Origin of the sequence: Serratia rubidaea (assembly GCF_016026735.1) — a bacterium.
In the GTDB taxonomy this organism is placed as follows: domain Bacteria; phylum Pseudomonadota; class Gammaproteobacteria; order Enterobacterales; family Enterobacteriaceae; genus Serratia_B; species Serratia_B rubidaea.
Genome location: NZ_CP065640.1, coordinates 2,299,302 through 2,321,867, shown reverse-complemented (window position 1 = coordinate 2,321,867; position 22,566 = coordinate 2,299,302). Strand labels below are relative to the sequence as shown.

The following is a 22,566-nucleotide window of genomic DNA, read 5'->3' as shown; positions in this document are numbered from 1 at the left end:
CTCTATAAAGTCGGTCAATGCAGGGACATACCCCATTCAGCAGGCGCCGCAGGGTATCGCGCTTGTTGTACACAATGAGAACCTATTAATAACCTGAAGTTCAGCCGCGGAGTATTGAGAAGCGTAAAAAATTATTCCTCGTCTTTACACTTCTCTAAATAATAAACCGCGCCGGCAAGGACGCGGTCGGATAAGGAAGGGGGTGGCGCCAGCGTTATTCCGCCGCCATTAAACGGCGATATTCATCATAGGCGTAAAGGTCGGTCATACCGCTGATATAATCCTGCAGCAGCCGCGCGCGGAAATAATATTCGCGGATCTCCCGCTGCTCCGGGGATAAATACTGTATCCCCTCGACGGCTTCAATATAAGCCAGCCGATGCTTGGTGGAGAGTTTATGGAACAGCCGCGTCTCCATCCGGAAATCACGATGGCTGTCTTCCTGCACCAGTTGGCTGAAGTCTGCCTGCGACATCGCCAGCAGCGGGCTGTAGATATCCAGCAGGCCGCTGATAACGCGGTAGCCCTGCAGCTCCAGCTGCTCCACCTCCGGGTGGTTGAAGACGTATTTAGACGCCACCTTTTTAAATACTTTCAGCAGCCGGTACGCCGGGCTGAAATCCTCCAGCAGCGCCTGATTAAAGTTGCCCTGATAAATGGCGTCCAGATTATCAATAAAACGCCCGGCGGCATGAGGCACCAGTTTAGCAACGGTAAATACCCGCAGGTACATAAAGAACTGATCTTCCGAACTGCGCCGCGCGCCGCCCTGCGCTATTTTGCCAAACGCGCCGGCCACCGTTTTATCAAACAGATCGCCCGACTCTACCGTCCCCCACTCCTGGCTCAAATAGTGGTAAAGCTGCTCGACGGTGAAAATGTTTTTTTCCACCGCGTCTTCCAGATCGGCGATGCAATAAGAAATATCATCGGCGGCCTCCATGATATAGGTCAGCGGGAAACGGTCGAACTCCCCCATCTGCAACTCACGCCGCAGGCGGTCGACAAACGCCTCCTCCGCCAGATAAAAACCCGGCTTTTTCATCAGGTAGCTGTGGCTGGTGGGGATAGCCTGCGCCCAATACGCCGGGCGGGTATATTTCAGGATGCAGCCCACCTGGGCATAGGTCAGGTTCAGTTTCAGCAGCGTATGCACCAGCCGGATCGCCTGCGCGTTGCCTTCAAAATGGCTCAGATCGTGGCGGATGCGGCTGCGCAGCCGGTTCAGATCACCGTCCCCTTCACGCAGGCGCAGCACCTCAACCTGGCAGCCGTCCTGGCTGCTCGGCTCGCTGCCGCAGCTGTCCGGATCGAGCCGCTGGCTGAACCAGTCGTTGATCGCCGACTCGCCGAAGTGGCCAAACGGCGGGTTGCCGATATCATGCATCAGGCAGGCCATTTCAACGATGCTTTCAAACGGATCCAGCAGGTTGGTCAGGCCGAGCGCATCAATACGCTGCTCTTGCTTAAAGCGGTTGAGGATCTCTTTGGCAATGTGCCGCCCCACCTGCTGCACTTCCATCGAGTGGGTTAGCCGGCTGCGCACCGCCGCGTTGCGCTCCAGCGGGAAGACCTGGGTTTTCTGCTGCAGCCGGCGAATCGCCGCCGAGTTGACGATCCGTCCGCGATCGCTTTCGAACTGGCGGACAATATCGTACTCCTGCTCCGCCACGATCGGATTGCTGAACGGGCGCTGAAAGCTGATTTTCTGTTTAAAGTCGATCCCGGACATCTGCGGCTCTCCTGTTTTGGCCCTGGCGCGTCTGCCTCCGTGATAGCAATTCCGCACGGCGGATGCAATGGATTATCTCTGTTTAACAGCCATGATAGACTATGCGGCACTTCTTCCCCCTATCAGCGAGTATTATTTATGAAAGTAGGCATCATCGGCGCCATGGAGCAGGAAGTTACCCTGCTGCGCGATCAAATCGAAAACCGTCAGACCATCCAGCGCGCGGGCTGTGAAATTTACACCGGCCAGATCAACGGGGTGGAGGTCGCGCTGCTGAAGTCCGGCATCGGTAAAGTCTCTGCGGCGATGGGCACCACCCTGCTGCTGGAGCATTGCCAGCCGGATCTGGTGATCAACACCGGTTCCGCCGGCGGTCTGGCCGCCACGCTGAAAGTCGGCGATATCGTGGTGTCCGAAGAGGTCCGCTACCACGATGCCGACGTCACCGCGTTCGGTTATGAACCAGGCCAGATGGCGGGCTGCCCGGCGGCGTTCGTCGCCAACGATGCGCTGATCGCCCTGGCGGAACACTGCATCCGCCAGCTGGATCTTAATGCGGTGCGCGGCCTGATCTGCAGCGGCGACGCCTTTATCAACGGCGCCGAACCGCTGGCGCGCATTCGCGCCACCTTCCCGAGCGTGGCGGCGGTAGAAATGGAAGCGGCGGCGATCGCCCACGTCTGTCACCAGTTCGGCACGCCGTTTGTGGTGGTGCGCGCCATCTCCGACGTGGCCGACAGCGAATCGCACATGAGCTTCGACGAGTTCCTGACCGTGGCCGCCAAGCAGTCCTCGCTGATGGTCAACGCCATGCTGCAGATGCTGGCCAAGCGCGACTAAGGTGAAACGACGTTTTTGCTGCCTGCCGTGGCTGCTGGCGCTGGCGCTGTCCCTGCCCGCCGCGGCCGCGCAGCGGGTGATCAGCCTGGCGCCCAATACCACGGAGCTGGCGTACGCCGCCGGCATGGGGGATACCCTGCTGGCGGTCAGCGCCTTTTCCGATTATCCGCCGCAGGCCAAACGGCTTGAGCAGGTGGCATCGTGGCAAGGGGTCAACCTGGAGCGGATCCTGGCGCTCAAGCCGGATCTGATCCTGGCCTGGCGCGGCGGCAACCCACAGCGGGTGCTGGATCAGATCGCCGCGTTCGGCATTCCGATCTTTTACGCCGACGCCAAAACGCCGGAGGAGATCGCCGGCCTGCTGGACGATCTGGCCGCCTACAGCCCGCACCCGGAGCAGGCGCATCAGGCGGCCGCGCAGGTGCGCCAGCAGCTCGCCCGGCTGAAGACCCGCTATGCCGATAACCCGCCGCGCCGCGTGCTGCTGCAGTTCGGCACTCAGCCGTTGTTCACCAGCTCCGCCGCGACGCTGCAAAGCCGGCTGCTGAGCCTGTGCGGCGGCGAGAACATTTTTGCCGACAGCCGCGTGCCCTGGCCGCAAATCGGCCGCGAGCAGGTGCTGGCGCGTCGGCCGCAGGCGATCGTCATCAGCGGCGGCGCCGAACAGATCGCCAGCGTCAAGGCATTCTGGGCGCCGCAGCTGCAGGTGCCGGTCATTGCGCTGAATGAAGACTGGTTCAACCGCGCGGGGCCACGCATTATGCTGGCGGCGCAGCAGCTGTGCAGCCAGCTGGCGGAGATCCGCTGATGCTGGTGTTCTGGCTGGATATTCTCGGCACCGCGGTGTTCGCCATCTCCGGCGTGTTGCTGGCCGGTAAGCTGCGAATGGACCCTTTCGGCGTGCTGGTGCTCGGGGTGGTGACCGCCGTCGGCGGCGGCACCATCCGCGATATGGCGCTGGCTAACGGCCCGGTGTTCTGGGTGCAGGACCCCACCGATTTGGTGGTGGCGATGATCACCTGCGTGCTGACGCTGATGCTGGTGCGTCAGCCGCGTCGCCTGCCGAAGTGGGTGCTGCCGGTGCTGGATGCGGTCGGGCTGGCGGTGTTCGTCGGCATCGGCGTCGACAAGGCCTTTGCCGCCGGCAGCGGCGCGCTGGTGGCGGTATGCATGGGCGTAATTACCGGCGTCGGCGGCGGCATTATCCGCGACGTGCTGGCGCGCGAAATCCCGATGATCCTGCGGACGGAAATTTACGCCACCGCCTGCATTGTCGGCGGCATCGTGCACGCTACCGCGTTCTCCACCTTCGGCATGCCGCTGCAGCAGGCAATGATGCTGGGCATGACCATTACGCTGCTGATCCGGCTGGCGGCCATACGCTGGCACCTGAAGCTGCCGGCGTTTATTCTCGAACAATAGATTTAACCAATAAAAAACCCGCCGTTTGGCGGGTTTTTCTTTAGGTCAGACGGCCGATCAGATGCTGAACGACGAGCCGCAACCGCAGGTGGTCTTAGCGTTCGGGTTGGTCACCACAAAGCGCGACCCTTCCAGACCTTCGGTATAATCCACCGAGCCGCCAACCAGATATTGCAGGCTCATCGGGTCGACCACCAGAGCCACGCCCTGTTTTTCGATGGTCATATCGCCTTCGTTGACCTTATCGTCAAAAGTGAAGCCGTATTGGAATCCGCTGCAGCCGCCACCGGTGATGTAAACCCGCAACTTCAGGTTCGGATTTTCTTCATCAGCAATCAGGAATTTCACCTTGTTTGCTGCTGCCTCGGTAAATTGCAGGGGCAGTGCTGTCTCTTCACTCATACTCTTAACTCCCAACATGATTCAGCATCAGGCTCCCTGGTATGACTTCGGGTGGGTGCCGGCAACCTGATTAATACTCGTGATTATCCAATACCTGAGTGTTGCGTTCAAGTATTCACCGCATTTGTTGTATTTTCTTTGCCTGTTTTCTCCGCCACCCGCTGCTTTTCCAACGTGCGCGCCAGCAGCGACGAATACAGCGGCTGACCGCCGAGGAACTGCGCCACCAGCGTCGCGCCCAGGCAGGTAATGATCATCGGCAAAATCAGCTGATAGTTGTCCGTCATTTCCAGCACCAGCACGATGCCGGTCAGCGGCGCACGCACCGTCGCGGCGAACAGCGCCCCCATGCCGGCGATGGCGAACGTCCCCGGCTCGATGCCGTACTGCGGGAAAAGATGGCTGCTCGCCAGGCCAAAGGCGGTGCCAAACAGCGTGCCCAGCGCCAGCATCGGCGCAAAAATACCGCCCGGCGCGCCGGAGCCGAAGCACAGCAGCGTGGTGACGATCCGGGCGATAAAGATAAACATCAGCATGCCGACGGTATAGTTGCCCGCCGCCGCAATCGGAATCAGGCCGAAACCGCCGCCGGCGGCCTCCGGCTGAATCAGCGCCAGAACGCCGCACAGACCGCCCAGCCCGCCGCCCATCAGCACAATTTTACGCAGCTCGCCGCCGTGCAGGCGGGCGAACATGTCCTGCGTCCGGAAAATCAGCCGGTTAAACATCACGCCGACGCCGCCGAACACCGCTCCCAACACCAGATACAGCCACAGAGTGTTAGTGGGCGCCGCAGAAAGCTTGCCCACCTCAATCACCGCATGCTGGCCATTACACAGCTGGTAGACCACGGTCGACATAATCACGCCGATAAATACCGCCTTAATCGAGATCAGGTTATAGCGGAACTGCGGGCGCATCTCTTCGATGATAAACAGGATCCCCGCCAGCGGCGCATTAAACGCGGCGGACAGCCCGGCCGCCGCCCCGGTCGCCAGCAGCGAGTGGCGCGCCTCGGCGCCGCGAATGCGGAAGATATCCAGCACCATACGCCCGACGTTGCCGCCCATCTGCACCGTCGGCCCTTCCCGTCCCAGCACCATGCCGGCGCCCAGCGTGCCCATGCCGCCGACAAATTTTACCGGCAGCACCCGCCACCAGCGTACCGGCCGCAGCTCTTCCAACGCGCCCTCGATCTCCGGAATGCCCGACCCGCCGGCCTCCGGCGCAAAGCGTCGCACCAGATAATAGCCCAGCATCGCCAACGCGGCGGACAGCAGAAACGCCAGCGGCCACACCAGATACCAGGCATCGGCGACGTACGACAGCGCGGAAAAACGCTGCTGCTGCACCCAGTCCACCGACTTTTCAAACGCCACGCCCAACAGCCCGGCCAGCGCGCCCACCAGGGCCGCCATCAGCAGGATCGCCACCGGCGTTTTATCGCGACGAATAAATTGACGAACGCTGTCAACGCGCCTCACGCGCGGAGTAAGTACTAACGGGGGTTGTGATTGATGCTCGCTCATAAGGGGTTGATTACCACCGGCAAGAATAAGTCATAAATAGCCGCCATACTTCAAGCTGCAGGTTTGTTGGTGGTGCTCAGCCACCCGAATCACTTAGCCAAGTAAGCTCATCGGAATGCCTGCCCTTGCCGCCTTCCTGCAACTCGAATTATTTAGGGTATAAATCTCAGAACTTTCCATTTTAAACCCAAAGACGCGGGCGGCGCATCTCTGTAAACAAACCGCGAAACGCAGCATCCGCCCGTATTGCACAGCGGCGATCGTTTCATAACGGCGCGCACTCCACTAGAATAGCCCGGTAAAATACATTCAATATTCATTCCTGGAGCCGATTTATGAGCTTACACAGCAAGTCCGAAAGTCTGTACGCCGAAGCGCAACAGCTGATCCCCGGCGGGGTTAACTCCCCGGTGCGGGCATTTACCGGCGTCGGCGGGGTGCCGCTGTTTATCGAACGTGCCGACGGCGCCTACCTTTTTGACGCCGACGGCAAAGCCTATATCGATTACGTCGGCTCCTGGGGCCCGATGGTGCTGGGCCATAACCACCCTGCCATTCGCAACGCGGTGATTGCCGCCGCCGAACGCGGCCTGAGTTTTGGCGCGCCGACCGAAATGGAAGTAAAAATGGCCGAGCTGGTGACCGAACTGGTGCCGACGATGGATATGGTGCGTATGGTGAACTCCGGCACCGAAGCTACCATGAGCGCCATCCGCCTGGCGCGCGGCTTCACCCAGCGCGATAAAATCATCAAGTTTGAAGGCTGCTACCACGGCCACGCCGACTGCCTGCTGGTCAAAGCCGGTTCCGGCGCGCTGACCCTCGGCCAGCCGAACTCGCCGGGCGTGCCGGCGGACTTCGCCAAACACACCCTGACCTGCACCTATAACGATCTGGATTCGGTACGCAGCGCCTTTGAGCAATACCCATCAGAGATCGCCTGTATCATCGTCGAGCCGGTGGCGGGCAATATGAACTGCGTACCGCCGCAGCCGGACTTCCTGCCGGGGCTGCGCGCCCTGTGCGACCAATACGGCGCGCTGCTGATTATCGATGAGGTGATGACCGGTTTCCGCGTGGCGCTGGCCGGCGCGCAGGCCTACTACGGCGTAGAACCTGACCTGACCTGCCTGGGTAAAATCATCGGCGGCGGTATGCCGGTGGGCGCCTTCGGCGGCCGTCGCGACGTGATGGAAGCGCTGGCGCCGACCGGCCCAGTTTACCAGGCCGGGACGTTGTCCGGCAACCCGATCGCCATGGCGGCGGGCTTCGCCTGCCTGAGTGAAGTGGCGCAGCCGGGCGTCCATCAGACGCTGGGTGAGCTGACAGAAATGCTGGCGGACGGCCTGCGTCACGCCGCGCAGGCGGAGAACATCCCGCTGGTGGTGAACAACGTCGGCGGCATGTTCGGCCTGTTCTTCACCGACGCCGAGACGGTCACCTGCTATCAGGACGTGATGAAGTGCGATGCCGAACGCTTTAAGCGCTTCTTCCACCTGATGCTGGATGAAGGCGTGTATCTGGCGCCGTCGGCCTTCGAAGCGGGCTTTATGTCCGTCGCCCACAGCAAAGAAGATATTCAGCGCACCATCGACGCCGCGCGTCGCTGCTTCGCCAAGCTGTAACCGAGAACGCTGCGCATACAACAAGGGCTGAACCTGGGTTCAGCCCTTTTTACTGCGCGATAGCGGATTACAGCAGGGTGCCGTAAATGGTCAGCACCGCCACCACCACCACGATAATCATCGTCACCTTACGCGCCAGCACCACCGCGGCGCGCGGCGTCTGCACCGGATCGTCATGCGGTTCGCGCGCCAGTGCAAACTGCGCCAGACGCGTCAGCACCTGATACTGTGAAGTACGGCGGTCGCCCAGCGAGGCGAACCAGGCCGGCAGCGCCCTTTCTCCGTGGCCGATCAGCGCGTAGGCCACGCCCGCCAGCCGCACCGGGATCCAGTCCAGCCAGTGCAACAGCGCATCAATCCCCGACTGCGAACGCTCCAGCGGCGTATTGTGCCGCGCCAGCCAGGTTTGGTAAGCGCGCAGGAACGCATAGCCGGCCAACGCGATCGGCCCGTAGGGACCACAGGCCACAAACCAGAACAGCGGCGCCAGATAGTAGCGGTAGTTAATCCATAGCAGCGCATTTTGCAGTTCACGCAGACGCTCTTGCGCGCTGCAATCCACCGGCAGGCCGTGGATCAGCGCCAGCTCTTCCGCCATGGCATCCACCGCATGGCTGTCGCCCTGACGCGCCGCCTTCAGATAGGCGCGGTAATGCTTGCGCTTAATGCCCGCCCCGACGCACAGCAGCGCCACGGCAATCCACAGCAGCAGCGTCAGCAGGCCGAAAAACAGCCCGTGCGCCAGCCATAAAATTCCCCAGACCACCACCATCCAGCCGCAGGCCAGCGCCAGCGTCTGCAGCAGCGAAAAGCGGCGCAGACGGCGGAAAACCACTTCCAGCCGGTGATCCAGCTGCCAATGCTCGCCCAGCTTGAATAAACGTTCCCACGCCAGAACCAGTAACAGCGAAAACAGCGTCATTTGTTATGCCTCTCCCTTGTCATTGCGCCCGAGCGCTCGCCGGGGCAAACCACGTTGTTCCACAAATGCCAGATAATGCTCGCCACCGGTATCGGATAATACCTGATTCCTTGTTTAGCAACAGCGCATGCCGGCTATCACTGCCAGTGGTACTTGCCTGCACAACAGAGTAGCATGTTTCCTCCACATTCTTAGTTCCCTTTTCGGAGCCTTCTATGTCGACACGCCGCTACAGCGCAGACAGCCGTCGTACCGAACTTCTTGAACGAATTGAACATGATATCCCCTTTGCCGTCGCCCAGGCGCTACGGGAAGATCTGGGCGGCGAAGTCAATGCCGAACGGGATATTACCGCCCAGCTGCTGCCGGCGGACAAGCAGGCCGAGGCCACGGTCATCACCCGTGAAGACGGCGTATTCTGCGGCCAGCGCTGGCTCAATGAAGTCTTTATTCAGTTGGGTAATCAGGTACACGTGGAATGGCTGGTTGCCGACGGCGACGCGGTGACGCCGAACCAGCCGCTGTGCCGCCTGAAGGGCCCGGCGCGCACCCTGCTGACCGGCGAGCGCACCGCCCTTAACTTTGTACAGACCCTGTCGGGCGTGGCGACCGCCGTCAGCCGCTATGTCGCACTGCTGGAAGGCACGCAGACGCGCCTGCTGGATACGCGTAAAACGCTGCCGGGGCTGCGCACCGCGCTGAAGTACGCCGTACTGTGCGGCGGCGGCAGTAACCACCGGCTGGGGCTGTCTGACGCCTTCCTGATCAAGGAAAACCACATCATCGCCTCCGGTTCGATCAAAAACGCGGTGGAGAAGGCCTTCTGGCTGCACGCCGACGTGCCGGTCGAGGTCGAAGTGGAGTCGCTGGACGAACTGCAGCAGGCGCTGGACGCCGGCGCGGACATCATCATGCTGGACAACTTCAGCGTGCCGATGATGAAGCAGGCGGTGGAACTGACCCAGCACCGCGCGCAGCTGGAAGTGTCCGGCAACGTCACCAGCGACACGCTGCGTCAGTATGCCGAAACCGGCGTGGACTATATTTCGGTCGGTGCGCTCACCAAGCACGTTACCGCCCTCGACTTATCCATGCGCTTTAAATAACCGCCGGATCTCCCCGCGCCGCCGATCCGGCGGCGCCCTCCGCGTTACTACGCTGCGATCCGCGCCGCATTATGCGCTGCGAAAAAGGGTAACCGCCCACATTGTGCGGGAAGCCATACGCAGAGCGGCCAACCGATGCTCGCTCCCCTGCCGGCCAGGCGCTACCGTTGCGGCTCCACAACAGGAGGAAGCAACGTATGGAAACACAACGCGGATTTACCCTGATCGAACTGATGGTGGTGATCGCCATCATCGCCACCCTGAGCGCCATCGGCGTCCCCGCCTATCAGCGCTATATCCAGAAAGCGGCGATGACCGATATGCTGCAGGCGATGACCCCGTACAAGATGGCGGTGGAGCTGTGCGTGCTGGACAGCGGCGGCCCCGAGGCGTGCAACGCCGGCAGCCAAGGCATTCCGGCCGGCGCCGCTTCACGCTACGTCAGCGCCGTCAGCGTCAGCCAAGGGGTGATCACCCTCACCGGCGCCCAGACGCTGCAGGGGCTGACGGTCGCGATGACGCCGACGCCGGACAGCAACGGTCTGATGCGCTGGACGCGCAGCTGCAGCGCGGCGGACAGCAGCGCGCTGCAGGATACCTGCCGAGAAGTGTTCCGCTTTGACGATGCGGCGGAGCCATCCTGATGAGCCAGACTATCAACGCGGAAATACACGCCCTGTGCCAACGCTATCAGGCGCTGGCGCTGAGTGAAGACGAACAGAGCCTGACCGTCGCCCTGCACGGCGAACCGCCGGCGCCGCTGCTCAATGCGCTGCGCTTCGCCAGTGGGAAACGCATCACGCTGGAGCAATGGCCGCTGGCGCGGCTGGAACAGGCGCTGTTTCAGTCGCCGGCGCAGCAGCCGGCTCAGGAAGAGGCCGCCGAAGCGGGCGGCCCCACGCTGGATGACGATACCGATGCGCCAGCGGTCAACTTTATCAACCAAACGCTGCGCAGCGCGATTCAGCGGCGCGCCTCCGACATTCACTTTGAGCCTTACCAGCAACAGCTCAGCATCCGCCTGCGCATTGACGGCGTACTGCAGACGGCCTCTCCGCCGCCGCTGGCCCTGAGCCAGCGCATTATCGCCCGGCTGAAGATCATGGCGCAGCTGGATATCGCCGAACGGCGGCTGCCGCAGGACGGCCAGCTCGGCGTTCAGCTGGATCGCAGCCGCTACTCGATGCGCATCTCCACCCTGCCGACGCTGTACGGCGAAAAGGTCGTGCTGCGGATCCTGCAGACCGACCGTCAGGATCTGCCGTTGGAACAGCTGGGCATGACGGCGGACGATCGCGCGCAGTTCGCCGCCGCCCTCGCCGCCCCGCAGGGGATGATTCTGGTCACCGGCCCCACCGGCAGCGGAAAAACCGTCACGCTGTACAGCGGCCTGCATCAACTCAACGACCGGCAGCGCAACCTGTGTAGCGTTGAAGATCCCGTCGAGATCCCGCTGTTCGGCGTCAACCAGACGCAGGTCAACGGTAAAATCGATCTCAGCTTCTCCCGCGTGCTGCGGGCGTTGCTGCGCCAGGATCCGGACGTGATCATGATCGGCGAGATCCGCGACGGGGAAACCGCCGAGATCGCGGTAAAAGCCGCCCAGACCGGCCATCTGGTGCTGTCGACCCTGCACACCAACTCCACCAGCGAAACCCTGACCCGTCTGACCAATATGGGCATTCCCGGCTATCTGCTGGCCGCCAGCCTCCGCCTGGTGATCGCCCAGCGGCTGGTGCGGCGGCTGTGTCTGCACTGCCGCCGTCGGCAAACGGAAGCGCTGCACTTCCCCGCCGCGCTGTGGCCCCAGCCGTTAACGCCCTGGCGCGCCGAGGGCTGCGAGCACTGCTTCGGCGGCTATTACGGCCGCATCGGTATTTACGAACTCTTGCACATCACCAGTGAGATCCAGCACGGGTTGCTGCAGCACCAGACGGCAGAGCAGTTGGATGAGATCGCGCAGCGCCAGGGGCAAACCTCGCTGCTGCAGGCCGGGCTGGCGCTGGTTGCGGAAGGCACCACCTCGCTGCAGGAGGTTTATCGCGTAATAGGCCATATGGAGCAACAGCCATGACGTCGCGGCGGCTCTTTCTCTGGCAGGCGATTAACAGCCAGGGCGAGCTGACGCAGGGAGAGTCGCTGGCGGAACGTAAAGAGCAGGTTTATCAGCTGCTGATTGAGCAAAACCTGCAGCCCTATCAGGTCGCACGCGGCAAGGCGATTAGCCGACGTCAATGGCGCGGTGAAGCGCTGATCCTGTTCACCCGCCAGCTGGCTACGCTGCTGCAGGCCGGGCTGCCGCTGATGAACGCGCTGCAGCTGCTGGCGCAGCAGCACGCCTCCGCCCCTTGGCGCTGCCTGCTGCAGGAGATCGGCGAGCGCGTGGCCCAGGGCCAGCCGCTGTCCGAAGTGACGGCGGGCTATCACTACGTCTTTCCGCCGATTTACCGCCAGCTCATCACTCTGGGGGAACTGACCGGCAACCTTGACCGCTGCTGCCAACAGCTGGCGCAACAGCAGGAGGAACAGCAAAAACTGCGCAAGAAGGTGGTAAAAGCCATCCGCTACCCGCTGTTTATCTGCGCGGTGGCCATACTGGTCAGCCTGCTGATGCTGCTGATGGTGCTGCCCGAGTTCGCCAAGGTGTATCAGTCGTTCGACGCGCCGCTGCCCTGGTTTACCCAGGGGTTAATGACGCTGTCGGCGCTGCTGGTGAGCGCCGGCCCCTATCTATTGCTGGCCGGCGCCCTGCTGGCGGGCGGCTACTGGCGCTATTGCCATCCGTACGCCCGCTGGCGACGACGGGAGCAACGGCTCAGCCTGCGTCTGCCGCTGATTGCGCAGCTGATTAAAGGCGCCAGCCTGAGCCAGATCTTCCGCACGCTGCATATGACCCAGCAGGCGGGACTGACGCTGCTCGAAGGGCTGGACGCGGCGCTGCTGTCGATGGAGAACCTGTTTTTCCGTCAGGCGCTGGAGGCCGTCCGGCAACGGCTGAATCAGGGGCTGCCGCTGTATCAGGCGCTGGCGGAGCAGCCGCTGTTTCCGCCGCTGTGCCAACAGCTGGCGCGCGTCGGGGAGGAGTCCGGCACGCTGGACGCTCTGCTGGGCAAACTGGCGTTATGGCATGAACAACAGACACATGAGCTGGCGGACGCCCTGGCGCAAACGCTGGAGCCGCTGCTGATGTTGGTGATTGGCATTATCGTCGGCGGTCTGGTGATCGCCATGTATTTACCGATTTTTCAATTGGGGACGGTGCTGGGATAACACGGGAAGAAGAGGCGCCCCCGGCCGATGCCGGGGGCGGCAGGGAATTACTTACTGCCGAACACGCGGTTTTCCTGCTCCGCAACGCGGATAAAGGTGGTGCGCTTGGTCAGTTCTTTCAGACGCTCCGCCCCCACGTAGGTGCAGGCCGAACGCAGGCCGCCGAGGATATCGCGCACGGTGAACTCCACTTCTCCGCGCAGCGGCAGCTTCACGGTTTTGCCTTCTGCCGCGCGGTACTCCGCAACACCGCCCACGTGGCGCTTCATCGCGGATTCAGAGCTCATGCCGTAGAACAGCATAAACTTCTCGCCGTTCTCTTCCACCACCGTGCCTTCACACTCATCGTGGCCGGCCAGCATACCGCCCAGCATGACAAAGTCCGCACCGCCGCCGAAGGCTTTCGCCACGTCGCCCGGCACCGAACAGCCGCCGTCGCTGACAATCTGGCCGCCCAGGCCGTGCGCCGCATCCGCACACTCAATCACCGCGGACAGCTGCGGATAGCCGACGCCGGTTTTCACCCGCGTGGTGCACACCGAGCCAGGCCCAATCCCCACCTTCACGATATCGGCGCCGGACAGAATCAGTTCCTCAACCATTTCGCCGGTGACCACGTTGCCGGCGCAGATAACATGCTGCGGACAGGCTTCACGCGCTTTCTGCAGGAAGGCGACGAAGTGCTCCGAGTAGCCGTTTGCCACATCGATGCAGATAAACTTCAACGCCGGCGACAACGCCAGAATTTGCTTCATCTTCACGAAATCGGCATCGGAAGTGCCGGTGGAAACCATCACGTGGCGCAGCGTCTCTGCCGGCACGCGCTGAACAAATTCAGCCCACTGTTCAACCGAATAGTGTTTGTGAACCGCGGTCAGCACGTCGAAAGACGCCAGAGCCTCTGCCATGCGGAAGGTGCCGACCGTATCCATATTGGCGGCAATGATAGGTACGCCAGACCAGCTCCACCCCGAATGTTTGAAGGTAAACTGGCGCTCCAGTTCAACTTCAGAACGGCTTTTCAGCGTAGAACGCTTCGGGCGGATCAGCACATCTTTAAAACCTAACTTCAAATCTTCTTCAATACGCATGACAACGGATTTCCTGGTTTATGGCGACGGATCGCAAGGGTGATCGAATCTTCTATCCCACGGGTTTTCGCTAGCGCGACACCTGCGCAGAACAGCTTGATGCCAGTTCCAGTGACGTTATCATACGCCGGAATAATCACGCGGCAAGACTGCGATTTCGTCTTTATTTACGCTACAATCCCAGAAATTTACCTACGCAATTCCGATGTGATATTGCGCCCATTTTTCCCATTATGGCGACAGAAACGCCAGCCTGACGGCGCCGACTTGCACTTCTGCACGATCGCTTTATGATTCGTCTATTGTTTCTGGATAAATCTTAGGGTATCCCTGCACGCCATGACCTACATTGTTGCACTGACCGGCGGCATCGGCAGCGGGAAATCAACCGTCGCCAATGCCTTTGCGCGTCATGGCATCGTGATTGTCGATGCCGACATCATCGCCCGCCAGGTGGTAGAACCCGGCACGCCGTCATTAGCGGCCATCGCCGCCCATTTTGGCCAGGGAATACTACAGCCGGATGGCACCCTGGATCGCGCCACGCTGCGCCAGCGCATCTTCAGCCAGCCGGATGAAAAACGCTGGCTGAATCAGCTGTTGCACCCGGTGATACAGCAGGAGACTCAGCGCCAGCTGGCGCTGGCCGACAGTCCGTATGCACTCTGGGTGGTACCGCTGCTGGTGGAAAACCAGCTCCAGTCGCGCGCCGACCGGGTCGTGGTGGTGGATGTCGACAGCGAGACACAATTGCAAAGAACCATCGCCCGCGACGGCGTCAGCCGCCAGCAGGCACTCAATATTTTATCGGCCCAGGCGACGCGCGAGCAGCGTCTGGCAGCGGCGGACGACGTGATCGACAACGGCGGCGCCGCACAACAGATAGAATCACACGTAGCCGCCTTGCATCGCCGCTATCTGGACCTTGCGGCATCAGCAAAACGACAGGATTGAACTGAATGAGCGACGCTTCTCCAACCGTTCTCTTTGAACACCCGTTGAATGAAAAAATGCGTACCTGGCTGCGAATCGAATTTTTGTTGCAACAGTTACATGGCCACCGGACCTTGAGCGATACCGCCATCGCCCTGACCTTTTTCCGTACCGTCTCCGACCTGCTGGACGTGCTGGAGCGCGGTGAAGTCCGTACCGAGCTGGCGAAAGAGCTGGAACGCCAGCAGCAAAAACTGCTGCAGTGGGCCGACGTGCCCGGCGTTGATATGTCGCTGGTCGAGCAGCTGCGCAGCCAGTTAAAAGAGCTGTCCTCACGCCTGATCGCCGCACCGCGCATGGGCCAGCCGCTGCGGGAAGACAAGCTTATCAGCCTGGTGCGCCAGCGTCTGGGCATTCCCGGCGGCTGCTGCAGTTTCGATCTGCCGACGCTGCATATGTGGATGCATGTGCCCCAGTCAGAGCGCGACGCCGACGTCGCCCAGTGGCTGGAAACCCTGGATCCGCTGCATCAGGCATTGACGATGATCCTGAGCCTGATCCGTCAGTCCGGGCCGTTCCGCAATCAAATCAGTCTGAATGGCTTTTATCAGGACAATGCGGAAGAGGCCGATCTGCTGCGCCTGCGTATCGAGCTGTCGCATCAGCTGTATCCGCAAATTTCCGGCCACAAGACGCGTTACGCGATTCGCTTCTTGTCGCTGGACGGCGATCATACTCAGGTACCGGAACGCCTGACGTTCGATCTCGCCTGCTGTTAGTAATCAATAAAATGGCCCGTTGCAAAACCGGCTAAGGAAGAGTGATGACGACCGTAGTAAATTGCCCGACCTGTGGCAAAGACGTTGTTTGGGGAGAAGTCAGCCCGTACCGTCCGTTCTGCAGCAAACGCTGCCAGATGATCGATTTGGGCGAATGGGCGGCCGAAGAAAAGCGCATCCCAAGCAATGGCGATTTGTCCGACAGCGACGACTGGAGTGAAAAGGAAGACTTCTGACGCGCATGACGGCCTGGCAAGCCAGGCCGTTCGTTGGTTTACTGCGCCGCGCCAGCCTGCGCAACCAGCTGCCGGACAATGGCGGCATTGGCCGGCGGAAACTCATCTTCGCGCAGCTCCGCCTGTTTTACCCAGCGCATCGGCTGTCCTTCGCGACCAAACGGCTCGCCCTGCCAATTCTCCACCAGATAGAAATTCAGCGTCACGATACGGTCGGTAAAGCGGTGCTCCAGCACCTCCAGCAGCGCAGCCTGTCCGGCCTCGATGCCGGTTTCTTCCTGCAGCTCACGGTACAGCGCCTGCTCGGCCGTTTCACCCGCTTCAATCTTGCCGCCGGGAAACTCCCAAAAGCCTGCCATATGAGAATCCGCACCGCGGCGGGTAATAAAGATCTCCTGCCGGGCATTACGAATAATGCCCACGGCGATGTTCAGATGTTTCATCGCTAACTCCTAACTGATTCCTGAACTGCGCCACCGCTCGCGGGTAACGCCAGATATAACTGGGGCCGGACATGTCCGGCCCCACGAGGCATTGATCGCCTGTTTAACAACGGCTTACTTTTGCAGACGACCGTGGCACTGCTTGTATTTCTTGCCGGAACCGCAAGGGCACGGATCGTTACGTCCTACTTTACGCTCGGCTACCGCCGGCGCATTAGGATCGTTCGTTGCCAGCGCATTTTCATCCTGGTGGCTCAGCTGCTGCTGTTGCGCCAGACGCTCGGCTTCTTCGCGGCGTTGCTGCTCCAGCGCTTCCACCTCTTCCGGCATCCGCACCTGCACCTTGCTCAGCACGCTGATCACCTCATATTTCAGTGATTCCAGCATCGCGGCGAACATGGCGAACGACTCACGCTTGTACTCCTGCTTCGGATCCTTTTGCGCATAGCCGCGCAGGTGGATGCCCTGACGCAGGTAATCCATCGCCGCCAGGTGCTCTTTCCACAGCGAATCCAGCGTCTGCAGCATCACGCCCTTCTCGAAGTTGCGCATCATTTCGCTGCCAACCACGTCTTCTTTCAGCAGGTACTCTTCCTTGGCCTTTTCCAGAATGCGTTCACGCAGCGTCTCTTCGTGCAGCTCCGGCTCTTTGTCCAGCCACTCGGCGATCGGCATCTCCAGGTCGAAGTCGTTTTTCAGACGCTCTTCCAGACCCTGCACGTCCCACATTTCCTCCAGCGACTGCGGCGGAATGTAGTTGTCGATGGTGGCCTTGAACACGTCCTCACGGATGCTGGCGATGGTTTCGCTGATGTCGGAAACGTCCAGCAGTTCGTTACGCTGGGTGTAGATCGCACGGCGCTGATCGTTCGCCACGTCATCATATTCCAGCAGCTGCTTACGAATATCGAAGTTACGGCTTTCCACTTTACGCTGTGCATTGGCGATTGCCTTGGTCACCCACGGGTGCTCAATCGCCTCGCCCTCTTTCATCCCCAGCTTACGCATCATGTTGGAGACGCGGTCGGAGGCAAAGATACGCATCAGCGCATCTTCCATCGACAGGTAGAAGCGGGATGAACCGGCATCGCCCTGACGACCGGAACGGCCGCGCAGCTGGTTATCGATACGGCGGGATTCGTGACGTTCGGTGCCGATAATATGCAGGCCGCCGGCGGCCAGTACCGCATCGTGGCGCACTTTCCAGGCGTCTTTAATCGCCGCGATTTGCTCTTCGGTCGGTTCTTCCAGCTGTGCGACTTCCGTCTGCCAGCTGCCGCCCAGCACGATATCGGTACCACGGCCGGCCATGTTGGTGGCGATGGTCACCGCGCCGGCCTGGCCGGCCTGTGCGACGATATCCGCTTCCATGGCGTGGAATTTGGCGTTCAGTACCTTGTGGTCAACGCCGGCCTTGGTCAGCTCGCGGGATACCACTTCCGATTTCTCAATCGAGATGGTCCCCACCAGCACCGGCTGGCCGTTGGCGGTACGTTCGCGGATGTCTTCGATAATTGCCGCAATCTTCTCCTGCTCGGTCATGTAGACCAGATCCGGCATATCCTTACGGATCATCGGACGGTTGGTCGGCACCACAATGGTGTCCAGCTTGTAGATCGAGCTGAATTCAAACGCTTCGGTATCGGCGGTACCGGTCATCCCCGCCAGCTTCTCGTACAGACGGAAGTAGTTCTGGAAGGTGATCGACGCCAGCGTCTGGTTTTCGTTCTGGATTTCCACGTTTTCTTTGGCTTCCACCGCCTGATGCAGGCCATCAGACCAGCGGCGCCCCTGCATGGTACGGCCGGTGTGTTCATCAACGATGATCACCTCGCCGTCTTTCACGATGTAGTCAACGTCGCGGGTGAACAGCACATGTGCGCGCAGCGCGGCGGTCACGTGGTGCATCAGCATGATGTTGGTCGGCGAATACAGCGACTCGCCCTCTTCCATAATGCCCGCTTCCACCAGCATCTCTTCGATCAGGATCAGGCCGCGCTCGGTCAGGTGCACCTGACGCGCCTTCTCATCCACCGAGAAGTGGCCTTCACCCTGGAAGGTGTCGGAGTCTTCTTTTTCCTGGCGGATCAGTTTCGGGATCAGCTTGTCGACCTTGATATACATCTCGGAGCTGTCTTCAGCCGGGCCGGAGATGATCAGCGGAGTACGCGCTTCATCGATCAGAATGGAGTCAACCTCATCCACCAGCGCGTAGTGCAGTTTACGCTGCACGCGCTCTTCAGGGCTGAACGCCATGTTGTCGCGCAGGTAGTCAAAGCCGTATTCGTTGTTGGTGCCGTAAGTGATGTCGGCGGCATAGGCTTCACGCTTGGCCGGCGCCGGCATGCCCGGCAGGTTGATGCCGACGCTGAGGCCCAGGAACTCAAACAGCGGGCGGTTGTTTTCGGCATCGCGCTGCGCCAGGTAGTCGTTGACGGTCACCACGTGCACGCCGCGCCCGCTCAGGGCGTTCAGGTATGCCGGCAGGGTCGCCGTCAGGGTTTTACCTTCACCGGTACGCATCTCGGCGATGCAGCGATCGTTCAATACCATGCCGCCCAGCAGCTGCACGTCAAAGTGGCGCATGCCGAAGACGCGCTTACTGGCTTCACGCACTACCGCAAAGGCTTCCGGGATCAGGCTTTCTACCGTTTCGCCCTTTTTCAGGCGCTCGCGGAATTCGTTGGTTTTCGCTTTCAGCTCATCATCGGACAGTTTTTCCATGTCCGGTTCCATGCGGTTGATCTGCTCAACCACTTTGCGCATACGGCGCAGCGTACGATCGTTACGGCTACCAAAGACTTTGGTCAATAATTTAACTAACATGTGTTTAATATCTCGTTCATGACCGCCAAAACCGGCCGTCATCTTTGCTGTTTATTTATTGGTTATCGTTGCCCAGAGGGCGAAATCAGACCGCCACTGCGGGGCCGGCGCGAATGCCCTGCACCTGCGCCAGCCACAGCCCGACCTGGTGCCGGGCCAGCGGCGGATGAACGCGATGGTGCGTGTCGCGGATGATGGTCGGCGGCTTCGGCTCATGGGTTAACAGCGCATTGAGCGTAAACAGCAGCGCCAGCTGCGCCGCTTTTAGCGGCGGCTCGACGGGTTCAGCGTCGCTTTCCTGCACGCGCGCATACACCACCTGCGGCGCCAGAGCGAAAGAGAGGTGACGGATAACGGTGCGCAGCGCATGCTGCTGCCAATAGTCAACGCTGAAGTTCGGCCGGCGGTGAACGTCTTGCAGCAGAGCCAGGCCGCTGAAGGCATGGCTGATGGAATTTTGCCGGTTAAGGCTGGATGAGGTACTCGGCAGCGCGGCTTGATCGGGGCCGCCGGTCAGATTTTGCGGTACGCCAAGCGTAGCCGCTACCATCCCCAACAGGAGATGCGGCCAGAAATAACGTCTGCCAAATTGTCGCCAACGATTTAGAATACCGATCACGAGTTTGTTAATCCGCCGGAGCCATTATGCGCGATAGCCGTCCACAATTATTAGATGTCCTGTTCTCCGAGTCGTCATCCGCAGACAAAGGGCCGTTGCATAACGTCCAGCAACGCGCTGCCGCCTTGCTGAAACTCAACCGTGCAGTCCGCGGGCTTTTGCCGGCCCAACTGCATCCCTGGTGCCGCGTCGCCAACTTCAGACAGGGCGTATTAGTGCTGGAAACGGCCAATGCCAGCTGGATGATGCGCCTGCGCTACGAACAGCCGAGCTTATTATCCGCACTACGAGCGCAAATTCTACCATCATTGTCATCGATCGACATCAGGATTAATCCTGCGTTAATGGTAAAAGGCGGCAATCAGCAGCAGAATTCGCTGCAAAAAACAACAGATGAACCTGCAGCAGCGCCAATGCGTCAGCTGAGCGAGGAAAGTGCGGAACAGTTACGGGGAGTGGCCAGCCGCAGCCCGGAAAAACTGCGCAAGACGTTAGAACGACTGGCAGCCCTGGCCGGAGAGGGTGCCAACACTACCAGTCGTGAGAAGTAACCAGCGATTCAGGCTTATGCTTATGCCAGTACGGCGGACGGCGCTTTGAATGCCAACGGCATTTCGGCTTCGTCCTGGAACGTGACGAACTCCCACGCTTCCTGTTTAGCCAGTACCGCCTGCAGCAACTTGTTGTTCAATGCATGGCCGGACTTGTAGGCAGTAAATGCGCCAATGATGTTATGGCCGCACATAAACAGGTCGCCGATGGCGTCCAGCATTTTGTGACGAACGAATTCATCTTCAAAACGCAGGCCGTCTTCGTTCAGGACGCGGTAATCGTCCACCACGATGGCACAATCGAAGCTGCCGCCCAGGGCCAGGCCGCGGGATTGCAGGTATTCGATATCGCGCATAAACCCGAAGGTACGCGCACGGCTGATTTGACGCACGAACGAGTCGGCAGAAAAATCCAGACGGTAGCGCTGCGCGCTAGAGTCAATAGCCGGGTGGTTGAAGTCAATGGTAAAGTCCAGGCGGAACCCGTTATGCGGGGACAGCTCGGCCCATTTATCACCATCTTCAACGCGAACGGTGTCTTTCAGACGCAGGAATTTCTTCGCTGAGTTCAGTTCCTCAATGCCGGCGTCCAGCAGCAGGAACACAAACGGACTGGCGCTACCGTCCATGATTGGGATTTCGGCCGCGTCAACTTCAATAATGATGTTGTCGATGCCAAGCCCAGCCAGTGCGGCATTAAGATGCTCAACGGTAGAAATACGCACGTCATGCTCATTCACCAGGCAAGTACAGAGCATGGTATCACGCACGGATTTTGCATCAGCCGGAAAATCAACCGGTGGATTCAAGTCAGTGCGACGATAGATGACCCCGGTATTGGCCGGCGCTGGGCGCATCGTCAGCGTGACTTTCTTGCCGGTATGCAAACCGACGCCAGTCGCCTGAACGATACGTTTTAATGTCCTTTGTTTGATCATCGTTTTATCTCGCAATGTTATCCATCCTACCGGCCAAGCATACAGCATGGCCGGCGGGACAGTTTAGCACAAAGAGCGGAGATGCCAAATTCTCAGGAAATTCTTAGTCAGCTTGCTTACGCAAGAAGGCCGGAATATCCAGATAGTCAGGCTCTTTGTTAGGCTGCGCGTTCTGATCGTTCACTACCTTGGCGGCAGGCTTCACTTCCTGCGGCAGCGGCGACATACCGTGCTGCTGGTAACGATGATCCATCACCGGCTGGCTGACCTGCTGCTGCTTGTTGGTCACCAGAGTGATTTCCGGACGCTTGTCCATACCGATACCGGTCGCAACGACGGTTACGCGCAGTTCATCGTTCATTTCCGGATCCAGAGAGGTACCGATCACCACGGTGGCGTTGTCAGAGGCAAACGCACGGATGGTGTTACCCACGGTCTCAAACTCGTCCAGACGCAGGTCAAAGCCGGCGGTGATGTTAACCAGTACGCCGCGCGCGCCGGACAGGTCGATATCTTCCAGCAGCGGGCTGGAGATCGCCATTTCGGCCGCTTCTTCCGCACGGTCTTCGCCACAGGCAATGCCGGAGCCCATCATCGCGTAGCCCATTTCGGACATCACGGTGCGCACGTCGGCGAAGTCGACGTTCATCAGGCCCGGACGGGTGATCAGCTCGGCAATACCCTGCACCGCGCCTTTCAGCACGTCGTTGGCCGCGCCGAACGCGTCCAGCAGAGAAATACCGCGTCCCAGAACTTTCAGCAGTTTGTCGTTCGGGATGGTGATCAACGAGTCCACGTGTTTGGACAGTTCTGCAATACCCTGCTCAGCGAACGCCATGCGCTTCTTGCCTTCAAAATTGAAAGGCTTGGTAACCACGGCCACTGTCAGAATACCCAGATCTTTTGCTACTTCAGCCACCACTGGCGCGGCGCCGGTACCGGTGCCCCCGCCCATGCCGGCCGCGATGAAGACCATATCCGCGCCTTCCAGCGCGGTACGCAGGGCTTCACGGTCTTCTTCCGCTGAATTGCGACCCACTTCCGGGTTCGCGCCCGCCCCCAGACCTTTGGTAATGCAATTACCAATCTGGATGGTTTGGCCAACTGCCGTTTTACGGAGCGCCTGGGCGTCGGTATTTACGGCGAAGAATTCAACACCTTCGATGCGCTCGCGCACCATGTGTTCAACGGCGTTGCCGCCGCCACCGCCGACGCCGATGACTTTAATCACCGCGTCATTGGTTAGTTCCATTGGTTCAAACATAGTTTCTCTCCGTTTTGTGCCTGTCGCTGCGAGATCAT

The 22,566-nt window shown here is 60.2% G+C and carries 22 protein-coding genes; 12 read left to right on the top strand and 10 right to left on the bottom strand.

Going from position 1 to position 22,566, the window contains the following annotated elements; genetic code table 11:
* Positions 1–214: 214 nt before the first annotated feature.
* Positions 215–1,732 carry a dGTPase gene (gene dgt, locus I6G83_RS10700; RefSeq protein WP_054306254.1) on the bottom strand — a complete coding sequence of 506 codons (1,518 nt, stop codon included), beginning with the start codon at positions 1,730–1,732 and terminating at the stop codon, positions 215–217.
* 138 nt (positions 1,733–1,870) lie between these two features.
* Here dgt and mtnN point away from each other — a divergent pair, with 138 nt between their 5' ends.
* Genes mtnN through I6G83_RS10685 form a run of 3 tightly spaced genes read left to right on the top strand, consistent with a single transcriptional unit; the run spans position 1,871 to position 3,994 of the window.
* Positions 1,871–2,572 carry a 5'-methylthioadenosine/S-adenosylhomocysteine nucleosidase gene (gene mtnN, locus I6G83_RS10695; RefSeq protein WP_015670942.1) on the top strand — a complete coding sequence of 234 codons (702 nt, stop codon included), beginning with the start codon at positions 1,871–1,873 and terminating at the stop codon, positions 2,570–2,572.
* A 1-nt stretch (position 2,573) separates the two neighbouring features.
* A complete protein-coding gene (btuF, locus tag I6G83_RS10690) occupies positions 2,574–3,380 on the top strand; it encodes a vitamin B12 ABC transporter substrate-binding protein BtuF (protein ID WP_054306255.1) in 807 nt (268 codons plus the stop codon).
* Positions 3,380–3,994, top strand: coding sequence for a TRIC cation channel family protein (locus I6G83_RS10685; protein ID WP_054306256.1), 615 nt, complete (start codon positions 3,380–3,382; stop codon positions 3,992–3,994). Before btuF ends, I6G83_RS10685 begins: the two co-directional genes overlap by 1 nt.
* Before the next feature lie 57 nt (positions 3,995–4,051).
* On the opposite strand, the gene erpA is transcribed toward I6G83_RS10685, so the two are convergent.
* Complete coding sequence (erpA, locus tag I6G83_RS10680; RefSeq protein ID WP_015670939.1) at positions 4,052–4,396, bottom strand: iron-sulfur cluster insertion protein ErpA; 345 nt, start codon at positions 4,394–4,396, stop codon at positions 4,052–4,054.
* Positions 4,397–4,503: 107 nt separating this feature from the next.
* Positions 4,504–5,925, bottom strand: a complete 1,422-nt coding sequence (gene clcA, locus I6G83_RS10675) for a H(+)/Cl(-) exchange transporter ClcA (RefSeq protein WP_054306257.1) — start codon at positions 5,923–5,925, stop codon at positions 4,504–4,506.
* A gap of 335 nt (positions 5,926–6,260) precedes the next feature.
* On the opposite strand from clcA, the gene hemL reads away from it, so the two are divergent.
* Positions 6,261–7,550, top strand: a complete 1,290-nt coding sequence (gene hemL / locus I6G83_RS10670) for a glutamate-1-semialdehyde 2,1-aminomutase (RefSeq protein WP_054306258.1) — start codon at positions 6,261–6,263, stop codon at positions 7,548–7,550.
* A gap of 67 nt (positions 7,551–7,617) precedes the next feature.
* Here hemL and ampE read toward each other — a convergent pair whose 3' ends face one another.
* Entirely contained in the window at positions 7,618–8,472 is an 855-nt protein-coding gene (ampE, locus tag I6G83_RS10665) for a beta-lactamase regulator AmpE (RefSeq protein WP_054306259.1), read from the bottom strand.
* Positions 8,473–8,687: 215 nt separating this feature from the next.
* Between ampE and nadC the strand changes: the two genes are divergently transcribed.
* From nadC to hofC, 4 genes are all read left to right on the top strand, one after another.
* On the top strand, positions 8,688–9,578 hold the full coding sequence (gene nadC, locus I6G83_RS10660) for a carboxylating nicotinate-nucleotide diphosphorylase (RefSeq protein ID WP_054306260.1): 891 nt from the start codon (positions 8,688–8,690) through the stop codon (positions 9,576–9,578).
* Between the two features lie 197 nt (positions 9,579–9,775).
* Entirely contained in the window at positions 9,776–10,222 is a 447-nt protein-coding gene (gene ppdD / locus I6G83_RS10655) for a prepilin peptidase-dependent pilin (protein WP_015670934.1), read from the top strand.
* Positions 10,222–11,652: a type II secretion system protein GspE gene (gene gspE / locus I6G83_RS10650; RefSeq protein WP_054306261.1), complete on the top strand. Its 1,431-nt coding sequence runs from the start codon at positions 10,222–10,224 to the stop codon at positions 11,650–11,652. The genes ppdD and gspE overlap by 1 nt, the downstream gene beginning before the upstream one ends.
* On the top strand, positions 11,649–12,848 hold the full coding sequence (gene hofC, locus I6G83_RS10645; RefSeq protein WP_054306262.1) for a protein transport protein HofC: 1,200 nt from the start codon (positions 11,649–11,651) through the stop codon (positions 12,846–12,848). Before gspE ends, hofC begins: the two co-directional genes overlap by 4 nt.
* A gap of 47 nt (positions 12,849–12,895) precedes the next feature.
* Here the strand turns inward: hofC and I6G83_RS10640 are convergent, their stop codons facing one another.
* Complete coding sequence (locus tag I6G83_RS10640; RefSeq protein ID WP_015670931.1) at positions 12,896–13,939, bottom strand: GMP reductase; 1,044 nt, start codon at positions 13,937–13,939, stop codon at positions 12,896–12,898.
* A gap of 339 nt (positions 13,940–14,278) precedes the next feature.
* Here I6G83_RS10640 and coaE point away from each other — a divergent pair, with 339 nt between their 5' ends.
* The 3 genes from coaE to yacG are packed head-to-tail and all read left to right on the top strand — an operon-like array spanning position 14,279 to position 15,887.
* Positions 14,279–14,893, top strand: a complete 615-nt coding sequence (gene coaE / locus I6G83_RS10635) for a dephospho-CoA kinase (RefSeq protein WP_054306263.1) — start codon at positions 14,279–14,281, stop codon at positions 14,891–14,893.
* Between the two features lie 5 nt (positions 14,894–14,898).
* Positions 14,899–15,651, top strand: a complete 753-nt coding sequence (zapD, locus tag I6G83_RS10630; RefSeq protein ID WP_054306264.1) for a cell division protein ZapD — start codon at positions 14,899–14,901, stop codon at positions 15,649–15,651.
* Between the two features lie 44 nt (positions 15,652–15,695).
* Entirely contained in the window at positions 15,696–15,887 is a 192-nt protein-coding gene (gene yacG, locus I6G83_RS10625; protein WP_015670928.1) for a DNA gyrase inhibitor YacG, read from the top strand.
* A gap of 38 nt (positions 15,888–15,925) precedes the next feature.
* Here the strand turns inward: yacG and mutT are convergent, their stop codons facing one another.
* The 3 genes from mutT to secM all read right to left on the bottom strand — a co-directional run bounded on the left by mutT (position 15,926) and on the right by secM (position 19,775).
* Positions 15,926–16,330, bottom strand: coding sequence for an 8-oxo-dGTP diphosphatase MutT (gene mutT, locus I6G83_RS10620; protein WP_054306265.1), 405 nt, complete (start codon positions 16,328–16,330; stop codon positions 15,926–15,928).
* Between the two features lie 114 nt (positions 16,331–16,444).
* Positions 16,445–19,156 (bottom strand): preprotein translocase subunit SecA, encoded by a 2,712-nt coding sequence (gene secA / locus I6G83_RS10615; protein ID WP_054305896.1) that lies wholly within the window; start codon positions 19,154–19,156, stop codon positions 16,445–16,447.
* An 85-nt stretch (positions 19,157–19,241) separates the two neighbouring features.
* The gene (secM, locus tag I6G83_RS10610) at positions 19,242–19,775 is read right to left on the bottom strand and encodes a secA translation cis-regulator SecM (protein ID WP_054305884.1); all 534 of its coding nucleotides are present in this window, start codon (positions 19,773–19,775) and stop codon (positions 19,242–19,244) included.
* A 26-nt stretch (positions 19,776–19,801) separates the two neighbouring features.
* On the opposite strand from secM, the gene I6G83_RS10605 reads away from it, so the two are divergent.
* Positions 19,802–20,326: a DUF721 domain-containing protein gene (locus I6G83_RS10605; protein WP_015670924.1), complete on the top strand. Its 525-nt coding sequence runs from the start codon at positions 19,802–19,804 to the stop codon at positions 20,324–20,326.
* Positions 20,327–20,346: 20 nt separating this feature from the next.
* Here I6G83_RS10605 and lpxC read toward each other — a convergent pair whose 3' ends face one another.
* Together lpxC and ftsZ are read right to left on the bottom strand one after the other, a co-directional pair.
* Positions 20,347–21,264, bottom strand: coding sequence for a UDP-3-O-acyl-N-acetylglucosamine deacetylase (gene lpxC / locus I6G83_RS10600; RefSeq protein WP_015670923.1), 918 nt, complete (start codon positions 21,262–21,264; stop codon positions 20,347–20,349).
* Positions 21,265–21,367: 103 nt separating this feature from the next.
* Positions 21,368–22,528 carry a cell division protein FtsZ gene (ftsZ, locus tag I6G83_RS10595; RefSeq protein WP_015670922.1) on the bottom strand — a complete coding sequence of 387 codons (1,161 nt, stop codon included), beginning with the start codon at positions 22,526–22,528 and terminating at the stop codon, positions 21,368–21,370.
* Between the last annotated feature and the right edge of the window lie 38 nt (positions 22,529–22,566).

Excerpts from the sequence above, each read along its gene's own strand:
- dgt (WP_054306254.1), bottom strand. The coding sequence starts at position 1,732 with ATGTCCGGGATCGACTTTAAACAGAAAATCAGCTTTCAGCGCCCGTTC.
- mtnN (WP_015670942.1), top strand. The coding sequence starts at position 1,871 with ATGAAAGTAGGCATCATCGGCGCCATGGAGCAGGAAGTTACCCTGCTG.
- I6G83_RS10685 (WP_054306256.1), top strand. The coding sequence starts at position 3,380 with ATGCTGGTGTTCTGGCTGGATATTCTCGGCACCGCGGTGTTCGCCATC.
- erpA (WP_015670939.1), bottom strand. The coding sequence starts at position 4,396 with ATGAGTGAAGAGACAGCACTGCCCCTGCAATTTACCGAGGCAGCAGCA.
- clcA (WP_054306257.1), bottom strand. The coding sequence starts at position 5,925 with ATGAGCGAGCATCAATCACAACCCCCGTTAGTACTTACTCCGCGCGTG.
- hemL (WP_054306258.1), top strand. The coding sequence starts at position 6,261 with ATGAGCTTACACAGCAAGTCCGAAAGTCTGTACGCCGAAGCGCAACAG.
- ampE (WP_054306259.1), bottom strand. The coding sequence starts at position 8,472 with ATGACGCTGTTTTCGCTGTTACTGGTTCTGGCGTGGGAACGTTTATTC.
- nadC (WP_054306260.1), top strand. The coding sequence starts at position 8,688 with ATGTCGACACGCCGCTACAGCGCAGACAGCCGTCGTACCGAACTTCTT.
- ppdD (WP_015670934.1), top strand. The coding sequence starts at position 9,776 with ATGGAAACACAACGCGGATTTACCCTGATCGAACTGATGGTGGTGATC.
- gspE (WP_054306261.1), top strand. The coding sequence starts at position 10,222 with ATGAGCCAGACTATCAACGCGGAAATACACGCCCTGTGCCAACGCTAT.
- hofC (WP_054306262.1), top strand. The coding sequence starts at position 11,649 with ATGACGTCGCGGCGGCTCTTTCTCTGGCAGGCGATTAACAGCCAGGGC.
- I6G83_RS10640 (WP_015670931.1), bottom strand. The coding sequence starts at position 13,939 with ATGCGTATTGAAGAAGATTTGAAGTTAGGTTTTAAAGATGTGCTGATC.
- coaE (WP_054306263.1), top strand. The coding sequence starts at position 14,279 with ATGACCTACATTGTTGCACTGACCGGCGGCATCGGCAGCGGGAAATCA.
- zapD (WP_054306264.1), top strand. The coding sequence starts at position 14,899 with ATGAGCGACGCTTCTCCAACCGTTCTCTTTGAACACCCGTTGAATGAA.
- yacG (WP_015670928.1), top strand. The coding sequence starts at position 15,696 with ATGACGACCGTAGTAAATTGCCCGACCTGTGGCAAAGACGTTGTTTGG.
- mutT (WP_054306265.1), bottom strand. The coding sequence starts at position 16,330 with ATGAAACATCTGAACATCGCCGTGGGCATTATTCGTAATGCCCGGCAG.
- secA (WP_054305896.1), bottom strand. The coding sequence starts at position 19,156 with ATGTTAGTTAAATTATTGACCAAAGTCTTTGGTAGCCGTAACGATCGT.
- I6G83_RS10605 (WP_015670924.1), top strand. The coding sequence starts at position 19,802 with ATGCGCGATAGCCGTCCACAATTATTAGATGTCCTGTTCTCCGAGTCG.
- lpxC (WP_015670923.1), bottom strand. The coding sequence starts at position 21,264 with ATGATCAAACAAAGGACATTAAAACGTATCGTTCAGGCGACTGGCGTC.
- ftsZ (WP_015670922.1), bottom strand. The coding sequence starts at position 22,528 with ATGTTTGAACCAATGGAACTAACCAATGACGCGGTGATTAAAGTCATC.